This is a genomic window from Legionella resiliens (assembly GCF_021344005.1).
GTDB classification, from domain to species: Bacteria; Pseudomonadota; Gammaproteobacteria; order Legionellales; family Legionellaceae; genus Legionella; species Legionella resiliens.
Genome location: NZ_JAJTND010000001.1, coordinates 379458 through 391396 on the forward strand (window position 1 = coordinate 379458; position 11939 = coordinate 391396).

Here is an 11939-nt window from a genome sequence, read left to right on the forward strand (position 1 = left end):
GCTATAGGTCAGATCCCCTAAAATGCAAGATGCCCCGGATTGTTTTGATTTTTCTCAGCTGTCCTTGGAGGAAATAGCCAAATTACTCCAACGTTTTAGCGTGCGCCTAACTCCTGATGAAGCCCTTACCATACAGAATTCCTTATTAAAGCGTCCACCAACTTATGCAGAATGTATCTTATGGTCCATCCAGGGCTCTGAACATTGTTCGTATAAAAGTAGCCGCAAACACCTTAACCAATTTAACACGAAAGCACCCCACGTCATTCTCGGCCCTAAAGAGGATGCAGGAATTGTTGCTGTAGCCACGGATAAACAAAACAGGCGCTATGGCATCGTGGTGAGTCATGAATCACATAACCACCCCTCGCAACTCGTGCCGTTCGAAGGTGCAGCAACAGGAGTAGGCGGGAATGTACGTGATGTCTGTTGTATGGGCGCAGAAGTCATCGCCGTTGCCGACAGTTTACGTTTTGGCGATATTAATCGTCCCAAAACAAAGTGGATACATCAAGGAGTAGTGCAAGGAATTGCAGGTTACGCAAATCCCCTTGGCATCCCCAATTTAGGCGGTGATACGTATTATGATGAAGCCTATAATGAAAACTGTCTGGTCACTATAGTCACTTTAGGTGTCGTCAGAGAAGATCACATTATTCATTCCTATGCGCCAGCCGATGCAGAAGGCTATCAATTTATATTAGTTGGCAAACCTACAGACAACAGCGGTTTTGGTGGTGCAGCTTTTGCTTCAGCAACACTAAGTGAAGAACAACAAGAGCAAAATAAAGGGGCGGTACAAGAACCTAATGCTTTTTTACAACGCCATATCCTTAAAGCTAATTATGCCATGTTTGAATTCCTGCGCGAAGAAAATCTAATTGATCGTGTTGGCTTCAAAGACCTGGGAGCAGGAGGAATTGCTTGTGCCAGCGTTGAATTGGCAGAAGCCAGCGGATATGGGGCAGAAATCAATCTTGATCTTGTGCCTACCAGCATGAACAATTTATTACCCGCTGTCGTGTTATGTTCTGAAACTCAGGAACGTTTTATGTGGGTTGTTCCCAAAGAACTGGTTGATACATTCCTAAAACATTACAACGAGCGTTTCGCCCTTCCAGAAATCTGCGATGGGGCGCAGGCAACTGTAGTGGGCCAAATAAGACATGATGGCTTATATGTTGTAAAGGCACTAGGAAAAGAAATTGTTTGCGCACGGGCAGAAGACATCACTAAAGGGATTCTTTATGATCGCCCCTTCAGCAGAAAACAAAGCGATTATAGTGAACCAGAATATGTTTCAGTAAATGATTTCAATGCAGAATTACTCAATTTACTTGCTCATGAAAACATTGCCTCACGTGCCCCTATCTATGAAAGTTATGACAAACAGGTTCAAGGTCGTTCCGTCGTTGAACCAGGATGGGCCGATGCTGGAGTTATTACTCCATTTAATGAGGATAAATATCCGGAAGAAATTCGGCGAACCGCTGTGGCCTTATCTGTCGATCATAATCCGCGTTATAACAAAATTGACGCGTATTGGGGTGCGGTTAATGCAGTTGTAGAATCAGTGCGTAACATCATTGCAGTGGGCGCATGGCCTCTTGCTCTAACAGACTGCCTGTGTTTTGGTAATCCCGAAAATGCAGAACAAATGGGTGAGTTTGTTGATTCAGTGCGCGGCATAGTCGATGCATGTGATGCAGTAAAAATGTTTACCGATCGTAATGTAAGCCTACCTATCATCTCAGGAAACGTGTCGCTTTATAATGAATCAGCCCAAGGTGCAATTCCACCGAGTCCTATCATCAGTTGTATTGGCGCGGTTAACGATTATTCCAAAACAATTACCTATGATTTCAAAAAGACCCATTCAGTTCTTGTAATGATTGGGACGCGCAAGGATGAATGTGGCGGTAGTGTGTATTACCAACTACACAATCAGCTGGGCAGCCAATTACCCAAACCAGAACTTGCTGCATTGGCTGATGAAATCTCCGCAGTACATGCAGCCATGCAAGCAGGCCTGGTATTGTCAGCACATGATATTTCCGAAGGTGGGATTGCAGTTGCTCTAGCGGAAATGAGTTTTAAAAATGAAATTGGGATAAATGTTTTTATTCCCGGTGATTTAGCCAATGATAAAAAACTGTTTTCGGAAAGTGGAGGATTTATCCTCGAAGTCTCCCCGGAAAAATTAACTGCGCTGGAACAAATATTTCATAAATATTCTGTACCGTTTCAACCCATAGGTGAAACAACGGCAACCCCAACCTTGATAATCAATTCGGTTATCAATCTATCAATCAGTGCAGCCAAAACTGCCTGGAAAAATGGTTTAGTTGAGAGGCTCATATAATGTCAATTATTGATTACAAAGCTGCAGGTGTAGATATTGAAGCAGGTAATGAAGCAGTTCGTAGCATTAAGAAAGCGGTAGAAAGCACTTTTTCACCGCGAGTACTTACTGGAATTGGCAGTTTCGGCGCCATGTATGATCTCAAAAACCTGCTACAAGATTATGAGCATCCAGTTCTTGTGCAAAGCATTGATGGGGTTGGTACCAAAATGATGGTTGCCAAAATGATGCAAAAATTTGATACCATTGGTATTGATTTAGTAAGTGCCACCACCAATGACATTATTGTTTTGGGAGCAAAACCGCTTACCCTGCTCGACTATATTGCAAATGATAAATTAAAACCCGAAATCATCGAACAAATCATTAAGGGGATGGTCAAAGCCTGCAAAGAAAACCAAATCTCTTTAGTTGGGGGTGAAACAGCCGAAATGCCAGGTACCTATCTACCCGGTGAGCTTGATTTGGTCGGCGTCATTACCGGCGTCGTTGAAAAAAATAAAGCGATTGAAGGAAAAGAGATTTGTGAAGGCGATCTTGTAGTCACCTTTCCTTCAAGTGGTTTGCATACCAATGGTTATTCACTCGCGAGAAAGTTGCTCTTTGACGTTGCCGGCTATAAGGTTGAGTCGCAATTTCAAGATTTTTCCCACAGCATTGGCGAGGAACTTTTAACACCTCATCTGAACTACACCAGACCGGTTTTAAGTATTTTGGAAAAAAACATTCCTATTAAAGGCATGGCACACATAACAGGTGGTGGGTTGCTGGAAAATATTCCTCGTATTTTGCCCAAACATTGTGGCGTTGAAATCCATAAAAAACTAATTCCCGAATTGCCCATATTTAACCTATTGCGCAAACTGGGGCATCTTGATGATGAACACATGTATCGTACCTTTAATATGGGTGCAGGTTTAGTACTTTTTATAGCACCAGAAACACTCGCTGCTGTTCGCGAAGTACTCCGTGATTTTCCTACTTTCCCTCTTTATGAAATTGGACACGTCGTAAGAGGAGAGCAAAAGGTGAAGCTGTTATGATACGCATTGGCTTAATTCAATTTCCAGGATCCAATTGTGAACGCGAAACAGCGCTTGCTGTGAAACGTGTGGGCATGGAGCCTGTTGAGTTCTTATGGAATGAATCCTTAGAGAAACTGCGTAATCTGGATGGTTATATTCTTATTGGGGGGTTTTCCTATGAAGATCGCTCCCGCGCAGGAATTATTGCCGCCCTGGATCCCGTAATTCAAGAAATCAAAGCACAAAGCGAACAGGGGAAACCTGTCGTGGGGATCTGCAATGGCGCGCAAATACTCGTTGAATCCGGTTTAGTACCTGGGTTTAATCAGAATGATATCAGTATGTCGCTCACGGAAAATAAGCGTATTGCCAATGGAAAAATAGTAGGCACAGGTTTTTATAATGCCTGGGTGCACATGCGCTTGGCAGAAAATCATCAACATAATGCGTTTACCCGCCATCTTAAACCTACGGATTTAGTCCATCTCCCTATTGCTCACGCGCAAGGACGGTTTCTTATACCGGACTCTTTGTTAAAAGAAATCGAGCAACACGGTTTAAATTTATTTCAATATTGTGATGCTGAAGGAAATGTCATTGATAATTTTCCCATTAATCCAAATGGCTCTGCCGGGAATATTGCTGCAATTACCAATCAGGCCGGTAACGTAATGGCAATGATGCCTCATCCTGAGCGCACGCTTAATGGTGATCCTATTTTTGCATCTATGCGTGATTATATAAAGGAACGTCAATGTAGCCTTGAAGAAGGTGAAGGCATTCCGACCAACCTGCGCTCCACGGCTTGTCCGCGGAGTCCAGAAGGCTTGCTAGGATTGGATTCCGCAAACAAGTCGCGAGACGTAGTGGACGGAATGAAGGTCACCCCCCCAAATTTCAGCAAAATCCCAAACAGCCATATCTGCCTTGTCAAACTGATTATCACCGATAACCAAGCTTTGACCGTACAAAAAACGTTAAGACGATTAGGTTTTCCAGTAACGGTGAATCGATTTGAGCATTGGGAAGTTGTATGTGATTCTGCAGAACAGTTTGCCCAACTCAAAAATACTGGACTTTTGTATTCCGATCGGAAAGAACGAGAAGTTGTCGCAGGCGAGCTTGGCTCGCAAAATGCTTTAGCTTATCTTGTTCGCGCAAAAGAAGACTTAAAAGGGCAACAAACATTACAAACGCTTAATACCCACTATGCAGTACAAAAAATAAATAAGATAAGACATGGTGTCTTATGGCAGTTTACCAGCGATGAAACCAATGTCTCTGCGCTAATAGACCATATTTTGTTAACTCACATTATCGGGAACCCTTATGCTCATGAATGCTACCGCTACGAACACTCGTTATGACAATGAAATTCGAGACGCTTTAGCTTTTTGCCTTGATCAAACGAATCTGCCTGTAGGTAGAAAGTATCAAGGAAAAGTAAGAGATTCGTATGATCTTGGTGATGCCATCATGCTCATTACTACGGATAGGCTCACTGCGTTTGATAGACATCTCGCACTCATTCCTTATAAAGGGGCGGTACTTAATTTAACGAGTGCCTGGTGGTTTGAACAAACTAAAAACCTTATCCCTAACCACATTATTGCTGTCCCCGATCCTAATGTCGTTATTGCCAAAAAATGCACTGTTTTTCCGATTGAGTTTGTAATCAGAGGTTATATCAGCGGCACAACAAGTACTTCTTTATGGACTCAATATCAAAATGGAGTACGTAACTATTGTGGCATTACTTTTCCTGAAGGATTAAGTAAAAATCAAAAACTGGAACACCCTGTTTTAACCCCGACAACCAAAGAAAAAATTCACGATCGCCCCATTGCTCCAGCTGAAATTGTTTCTGAAGGGTGGATGGCTGAAGAAGATTGGCTCGAAGCCAGTGCTTTGGCCCTTAAACTCTACGAACGTGGCGCTGAAATTGCTAAAAATCATGGTTTGATTTTAGTAGATACCAAATATGAATTTGGCCGCGATGCAGAGGGAAAAATTATTGTAGTTGACGAAATTCACACTCCTGATTCCAGTCGTTATTGGTTGGCTGATAGCTATCAAGAACGCATTGCAGCCGGATTGGAGCCAGAAAATATTGATAAAGAATTTTTACGCTTATGGTTTGCAAAAAATTCAGATCCTTATCACGATGAGCACCTTCCACAAGCACCACAAGAATTAATTGAAGAACTCTCATCACGCTATATTCAGTTGTATGAACGAATCACAGGTAAAAAGTTCAATTTTGCAGAACATAAAGAACCTGCTGAGCAACGGATCATGCGTCATATTGCAAATTACTTGGGGTAGCATAACCAAATGTGTGGGATAGTAGGTATTTACAGTCATGAACCAGTAGCCTTCGAATTGTATGAGAGCCTGATTCACTTGCAGCACCGAGGGCAAGATGCTGCTGGCATCCTGACCTGTGATCAGCGTTTCTATACGAAACATGGATTAGGTTTGGTGCGCGAAATTTTTACTCCTGAGAATGTTTCTGTGTTGCAGGGAAATATTGGCATTGGTCATGTACGTTACCCTACTGCCGGCGGCTATACGGCAACGGATGTCCAACCGTTATGGATTGGCAGCCCGCGAGGTATTGCACTTGCTCATAATGGCAATCTGTCCAATTACCAGGAACTGGCTGATGACATTCGTTTAAAGCAACATCGCCACCTTAATTCTACACTTGATTCTGAAGCCCTGTTACTCATGCTGGCGGATAATCTGGCCAGTAATGCGTCCAGTAACGAGGAAAATAATGACAGCTTTTTCGAATTACTGACTCAAGCCGTCGCGCATATTTTTGAACGAATTGATGGAGCTTATTCCATTGTGTCTGTGATTATTGGCAAGGGACTTGTTGCTTTCCGTGATCCTCATGGCATTCGCCCTCTGGTTTGGGGAACGCGTGAAAATCCAGATGGAACCATAGACACTATTTTTGCATCAGAAACCACACCCTTTTATGCTTTAGGCTTTGAACCCAAGGGAGATATTTTACCCGGTGAAGTAGCCTATGTGGATCTTAACGGGAAATTACACCGTCGTGTTCTGAGAACCGAAGAATTTAGACCCTGTGTGTTCGAGTATGTTTATTTTGCCCGTCCGGATGCAACACTCAATAACGTAAGCGTATACCGGGCCCGTCTACGTATGGGACAAAATCTGGCGCTTCAGTGGAAGAAACAATACCCTGATCTCATACCGGATGTCGTAATTCCGGCTCCTTTCACTGCAAATACAGCAGCTTTGTCTTTTGCCCATGAGTTAGGCATCAGGTATTCTGAGGGTTTGTATAAGAATCCTTTTATAGGCCGTACGTTTATCATGCCTAATCAAAAGGCAAGAAGCCGGAATATCCGCTACAAATTAACGCCACAGCGAACTGAAATTAAAAATAAATCCGTTATGATTATCGACGACAGTATTGTCCGGGGAACAACTTCTCGAGAAATAGTCAAAATGGTAAGAGAGTCTGGTGCCAAGAACATTTATTTTGCTTCCACATCTCCAGCACTTAAAAATCCTTGTTTTAGCGGGATTGATATTCCCTCTCGCAAAGAGCTAATTGCCGCCAATCAAAGTGAAGCTGAAATTGCCGCTTATCTTGGTGTTGATGTTTTACTCTATCAGTCACATGAAGATTTGATTGAAGCAGTAACCCGTCGTGGGGACCATCAAATCAAAAAACCCTGCATGGCGTGTATGGACGGCGATTATTTTTGTAAAAAATTAACTGCAGAAAAAATGAAACAGCTCGAGCTGCAGCGAGAAACAAGCAGACTGAGCACCCCTGAAAAAAAAGAGGACATCATTGAATGAACATTCTTGTTATCGGTTCTGGCGCACGTGAGCATGCACTCATCAAAGCATTACACCGTTCCCCACAAAATACTTCATTGTTTTGTTATGGCACAGCAATCAATCCAGGAATCCATAAGTTAACAGCCCAATATTGTGCAGGCGATATTACCGATTGCGCTGCGGTAGTATCCATGGCAAAACTCTGGGGGATTGAATTAGCAATTATCGGTCCAGAAGCACCGCTTGAAAAAGGAATGGCTGATGCATTATGGCAAGCAGGAATCCCTACGATTGGCCCGAAAAAAGAATTGGCACAAATAGAAACCTCAAAAGAATTTGCGCGTGATCTCATGCAAAAACATCACATTGCAGGTTTACCGCGTTATCAAAAATTCGCAACACTGAATCACGTCGAAACGTTTCTTAATGAACTCGGTGAAGGCAATTATGTGATTAAAGCAAATGGCTTGATGGGGGGTAAAGGCGTAAAAGTTGCAGGAGAACATCTGCATTCAATTACTGAAGCCTTGAGTTTTTGCCAGGAAATTCTCGATAAAAAGCAGACGATTCTTATTGAAGAAAAACTCATTGGGCAGGAATTTTCCTTCATGTGTTTCGCGGATGGCAAAAAACTTATTCCTATGCCTTTAGTCCAGGATCACAAACGCGCTTATAACGATGATAAAGGTCCCAATACCGGTGGTATGGGAAGTTATTCAGACACCGATCATCGTTTGCCTTTTTTAACTGCAAAGGATGTACAAGAAGCTCTAGCGATCAACAATGCCGTCTTCCAGGCTTTATCTGCTGATTGCGGTGAACCTTATATTGGCATTTTATATGGCAGTTTTATTGCCACCAAAAATGGAATTTATGTCATCGAATTCAATGCCCGCTTTGGTGATCCTGAAGCATTAAACGTCTTATCCATTTTGGAATCTGATTTTGTGGCGATCTGCCAAGCCATGGTCAACAACACCCTTACAGAAAATAAAGTCACCTTCTTGAAAAAGGCTACTGTGTGCAAATATACGGTTCCTGAAGGCTACCCAGATGCACCAAAGAAAAACTTTGCTGTGGATTTCTCAAAAGTAGTCTGCCAAGACCATCTATATCTTTCTTCAGTAAATCAGGTCAATCAGCAAATTATTGCTGAAGGTTCGCGCACTGCGGCCTATGTTGGCATTGCCGATTCAATTTTTGCTGCAGAAATGAACGCTGAGGATGAAATTTCATTAATTGAAGGTCCTTTATTTCATCGTCAGGATATAGGCACAAAAAAATTAATTCAGCAACGCATTGAGCATATGCAAAGGATACGCGCCTCATGATTCGCATCGCTGTCCTCGGCTCAACTCGAGGTACTAATCTTAATGCCCTTGTTGCTGCAATAAAGCAACAGCATTTATCTGCATCCATCGAGCTGGTCCTGAGCAATAAAGCAGACGCGCTCATTTTGGAAAAAGCAGCGAGTTTTGGAATTAAACCCATATTTGTTAATCCTCAAGGCTTAAGTCGCGTCGCTTTTGATCATGAGCTGTCCGAAATACTCAAGTTCCATCAAATAGAACTTGTTGTATTAATTGGTTATATGCGCATCTTATCCAGCGAATTTGTTAGCAACTGGGAAAATAAAATAATCAATATTCATCCATCCTTACTGCCTGCTTATGCAGGGTTAATGAATCTCGATGTACACCAAGCCGTTATCGATGGCGCTGAGGTCGAAACGGGATGCACAGTACATTTTGTTACCGAACAAGTAGATGCTGGCCCCATTATTTTGCAAAAAAAATGTCCGGTTTTACCCGATGATACCCCAGAGATTTTGAAAACCAGAGTACAAGAATTGGAAGGACCTGCTTTGGTTGAAGCAATAAAAATTATTGCAACCGATAAAACACGAGTTTAACATCATAGCCCCCAGGCAACGAATGAAATTAAGATAAATCAATAACGAGGGAATTATGTCTAATATACTTGTATCAATACTTATGGGTTCAAAATCTGATTGGACCATTATGGAAGAAGCCAGCCTGACTTTAGAAAAATTCAACATTCCCCATGAAGTCCGCGCATTATCAGCCCATCGTACTCCTGATGCTTTGTTTGACTACCTTAAATCTGCAGAACAACGTGGTGTGGAAATTTTTATCGCTGCAGCAGGGGGCGCAGCTCATTTGCCAGGTGTTGTTGCTGCCAAAACAATGATACCTGTTTTGGGTGTACCTATGCCTTCATCAACGTTTATTAATGGTCTTGATGCCCTTTTATCCATCGTGCAAATGCCTGCAGGAATCCCAGTAGGTACTCTTGCTGTAGGTAAAGCGGGGGCAATTAATGCTGCTATTTTAGCGGTTACGATATTAGGTAATAAATATCCTGTGTATCGGGATGCAATTAAACAATATCGTGCGGCTCAAGCAGAGAAAGTACTGGAAAATGCAGAAATTAAGGGATAACTCAAGAAAGAATCATGGAAAATGCATTTCACCCTGTAATCTTACAGGGTGATTACGAGATACTTATGTATACAGCATTATTTGAAGTGAATGGCCTACAGTAAAAGCACATCTGCAATTTTTAAAAGATAAATATAATCTATTATAGCCAGCTACGTTAAATCAAACCATTGATTGAGCAAAGCGATCAATTCCCCGACCCCTTCTTTTTTCAAAGAAGAAAAGGACTGCACCGTAATCAAATGTGTCGCTAATTCATAATGCTTACGCACTTTAGACATGGTATTTTTTACATCACTACGGCTTAATTTATCTGATTTAGTCAATAAAATATGTACTGGGAGCTCGCGCTCCAAAGCCCAGTCAATCATCATCAAATCCAAATCCTTTAAGGGATGACGAATATCCATTAGTAAGATCAGACCCTTCAAGCTTCGCCTGACTTCAAGATAATGGGCCAGGTTTTTTTGCCAATCCATTTTTACTTGCAAAGCAACTTTGGCGTAACCATAACCGGGTAAATCGACAAGGCGGCGTGCTTCATCGATTTCAAATAAGTTAATTAATTGCGTACGTCCGGGTGTTTTACTGGTTCGCGCCAAATTTTTGATACCGGTTAAGCAATTCAAGGCACTTGATTTTCCTGCATTTGAGCGGCCAGCAAAAGCAACCTCATATCCTGAATCCTCAGGTAAATGAGACACGCGTGCTGCACTTTTTAAGAATACTGCTTTAGAATAGGGATTATTTAACATAAGAATCATAAAATTTTGGTATTTCAACCAAGGCAGTGTACCATTACTTCGTGAATTTATTATGAGAAATCGATGAAAAAATTTGTACTCACTTTTATTCTATTTATCCCATTAGTCCTTTTTGCCCAAGAAAATCCCTCCGAAATGAAAAAAGCAGTAGTTTGTACTGCATGCCATGGTCAAGAAGGTAACAGTGCAAATCCCGAATGGCCTAATATTGCGGGACAGCATCCCAAATATTTTATAAAACAACTGCACGACATGAAAAACAGCGACTTACGTGATGCACCTACAATGAAGGCTCTTGTTGCCACATTAACCGAGCAAGATGTGGATGACTTGGCAGTATATTATGCTAAAATGCCTCTTGCTCAAGGCAGCACACCCGAACAATTTCTTAAACGGGGTGAGCAAATCTACCGCGGGGGAGATTTTGCAAAAAGGATTACTGCGTGTATTGCTTGCCATGGCCCTAAAGGTACAGGTAATGCCCAAGCTGGCTTCCCGGTACTTTCAGGCCAACATGCTGCTTATACTGTGTTGCAATTAAATGCATTTAAAGACGGTAAGAGAAAAAATGATTTAAACCATATCATGCAAGATATTAGCAGCAGAATGAGCCCAGATGATATGGAGGCAGTTGCACATTATATTGAAGGCTTACATTAGGGAACTAAACTATGTTAAAAAAATTAATCGCTGTATTTTTTCTTTTTCCAGCAATGGCTTTAGCCGCATCATTTGTGGAAGGTAAAGATTATCAAGTCGTTACCAATCCTCAGGCAACAACTAATAAAAATAAAACCCCAATCATCGAAGAGTTTTTTAGTTATGGTTGCCCATGGTGTTACAAAATAGAAGCGCCGTTGGATGCATGGGTTAGTAAAATGGGTAATAACATTCAATTCGAGCGTGTCCCGGTGGTATTCAAACCATCCTGGGAACTCTATGCTAAAGCCTACTACACCGCAAAGACTCTAGCGCTTTCTGATAAAATGAATCCTTTACTCTTTAAAGCCATACAGGAAGACAGAAAGCCCCTGGATTCAAAACAAGCGATGATCAATTTCTTTGTGACTCAAGGCGTCGATAAAGAAATTGCAAAAAGTGCTTTTGAAAATTCCCCAGCAATTGATATGCGTGTGCAAAATGGGATGAGTCTCATGGGAACTTATCAAATCAATGCCGTTCCTGCCTTCGTAGTGAATAATAAATATAAGACTGACTTACAAATGGCCGGCAACTCTGAGCGTTTATTAGAAATATTGAATTACCTTTCTCGAAAAGCTTAAGCTCTCATTGAACGCGTAGCTCATTTTTGCATATATTGAGTGGGTTAAACTTCGCGGTAAAATTAATTTAATTCTTTTTTATTTTGCATTGTAGTCTGGATTCCGCGCATAAAGCGCGGAACGTAGGCCTTTTGATGTTATATTATGTCTGTCTTTGAAATCTGTTTACCTAAAGAACCAAACAGGACAAATAAAAACGGACATAAAACCACTTTCTT

General features: G+C 41.7%; 11 protein-coding genes. 10 read left to right on the forward strand and 1 reads right to left on the reverse strand.

Annotated features, from left to right (window positions below):
• The first annotated feature begins 22 nt into the window (after nt 1-22).
• The 8 genes from purL to purE are packed head-to-tail and all read left to right on the forward strand — an operon-like array spanning nt 23 to nt 9674.
• Entirely contained in the window at nt 23-2362 is a 2340-nt protein-coding gene (gene purL, locus LXO92_RS01600; protein WP_232890283.1) for a phosphoribosylformylglycinamidine synthase subunit PurL, read from the forward strand.
• Nucleotides 2362-3405 (forward strand): phosphoribosylformylglycinamidine cyclo-ligase, encoded by a 1044-nt coding sequence (gene purM / locus LXO92_RS01605; protein ID WP_232890284.1) that lies wholly within the window; start codon nt 2362-2364, stop codon nt 3403-3405. The genes purL and purM overlap by 1 nt, the downstream gene beginning before the upstream one ends.
• The gene (gene purQ, locus LXO92_RS01610; protein ID WP_232890286.1) at nt 3402-4754 is read left to right on the forward strand and encodes a phosphoribosylformylglycinamidine synthase I; all 1353 of its coding nucleotides are present in this window, start codon (nt 3402-3404) and stop codon (nt 4752-4754) included. Before purM ends, purQ begins: the two co-directional genes overlap by 4 nt.
• Nucleotides 4717-5712 (forward strand): phosphoribosylaminoimidazolesuccinocarboxamide synthase, encoded by a 996-nt coding sequence (locus LXO92_RS01615; RefSeq protein ID WP_182351018.1) that lies wholly within the window; start codon nt 4717-4719, stop codon nt 5710-5712. The genes purQ and LXO92_RS01615 overlap by 38 nt, the downstream gene beginning before the upstream one ends.
• A gap of 9 nt (nt 5713-5721) precedes the next feature.
• Nucleotides 5722-7230, forward strand: coding sequence for an amidophosphoribosyltransferase (gene purF / locus LXO92_RS01620; RefSeq protein WP_182351019.1), 1509 nt, complete (start codon nt 5722-5724; stop codon nt 7228-7230).
• A complete protein-coding gene (gene purD / locus LXO92_RS01625) occupies nt 7227-8543 on the forward strand; it encodes a phosphoribosylamine--glycine ligase (RefSeq protein WP_182351020.1) in 1317 nt (438 codons plus the stop codon). Before purF ends, purD begins: the two co-directional genes overlap by 4 nt.
• Nucleotides 8540-9124, forward strand: a complete 585-nt coding sequence (gene purN / locus LXO92_RS01630) for a phosphoribosylglycinamide formyltransferase (protein ID WP_232890287.1) — start codon at nt 8540-8542, stop codon at nt 9122-9124. Before purD ends, purN begins: the two co-directional genes overlap by 4 nt.
• 55 nt (nt 9125-9179) lie before the next feature.
• Nucleotides 9180-9674, forward strand: coding sequence for a 5-(carboxyamino)imidazole ribonucleotide mutase (purE, locus tag LXO92_RS01635; protein WP_182351022.1), 495 nt, complete (start codon nt 9180-9182; stop codon nt 9672-9674).
• A gap of 152 nt (nt 9675-9826) precedes the next feature.
• On the opposite strand, the gene yihA is transcribed toward purE, so the two are convergent.
• A complete protein-coding gene (gene yihA / locus LXO92_RS01640; RefSeq protein ID WP_182351023.1) occupies nt 9827-10429 on the reverse strand; it encodes a ribosome biogenesis GTP-binding protein YihA/YsxC in 603 nt (200 codons plus the stop codon).
• Between the two features lie 72 nt (nt 10430-10501).
• Here yihA and LXO92_RS01645 point away from each other — a divergent pair, with 72 nt between their 5' ends.
• Nucleotides 10502-11098, forward strand: coding sequence for a c-type cytochrome (locus LXO92_RS01645; protein WP_182351024.1), 597 nt, complete (start codon nt 10502-10504; stop codon nt 11096-11098).
• An 11-nt stretch (nt 11099-11109) separates the two neighbouring features.
• Nucleotides 11110-11721, forward strand: coding sequence for a thiol:disulfide interchange protein DsbA/DsbL (locus LXO92_RS01650; protein ID WP_182351025.1), 612 nt, complete (start codon nt 11110-11112; stop codon nt 11719-11721).
• Nucleotides 11722-11939: the final 218 nt, after the last annotated feature.

What these genes read in the sequence shown, in the direction of transcription:
- LXO92_RS01650 (WP_182351025.1), top strand. Translation starts at nt 11,110, where the DNA reads ATGTTAAAAAAATTAATCGCTGTATTTTTTCTTTTTCCAGCAATGGCT.
- LXO92_RS01615 (WP_182351018.1), top strand. Translation starts at nt 4,717, where the DNA reads ATGCTCATGAATGCTACCGCTACGAACACTCGTTATGACAATGAAATT.
- purE (WP_182351022.1), top strand. Translation starts at nt 9,180, where the DNA reads ATGTCTAATATACTTGTATCAATACTTATGGGTTCAAAATCTGATTGG.
- purF (WP_182351019.1), top strand. Translation starts at nt 5,722, where the DNA reads ATGTGTGGGATAGTAGGTATTTACAGTCATGAACCAGTAGCCTTCGAA.
- purD (WP_182351020.1), top strand. Translation starts at nt 7,227, where the DNA reads ATGAACATTCTTGTTATCGGTTCTGGCGCACGTGAGCATGCACTCATC.
- yihA (WP_182351023.1), bottom strand. Translation starts at nt 10,429, where the DNA reads ATGTTAAATAATCCCTATTCTAAAGCAGTATTCTTAAAAAGTGCAGCA.
- purL (WP_232890283.1), top strand. Translation starts at nt 23, where the DNA reads ATGCAAGATGCCCCGGATTGTTTTGATTTTTCTCAGCTGTCCTTGGAG.
- LXO92_RS01645 (WP_182351024.1), top strand. Translation starts at nt 10,502, where the DNA reads ATGAAAAAATTTGTACTCACTTTTATTCTATTTATCCCATTAGTCCTT.
- purM (WP_232890284.1), top strand. Translation starts at nt 2,362, where the DNA reads ATGTCAATTATTGATTACAAAGCTGCAGGTGTAGATATTGAAGCAGGT.
- purQ (WP_232890286.1), top strand. Translation starts at nt 3,402, where the DNA reads ATGATACGCATTGGCTTAATTCAATTTCCAGGATCCAATTGTGAACGC.
- purN (WP_232890287.1), top strand. Translation starts at nt 8,540, where the DNA reads ATGATTCGCATCGCTGTCCTCGGCTCAACTCGAGGTACTAATCTTAAT.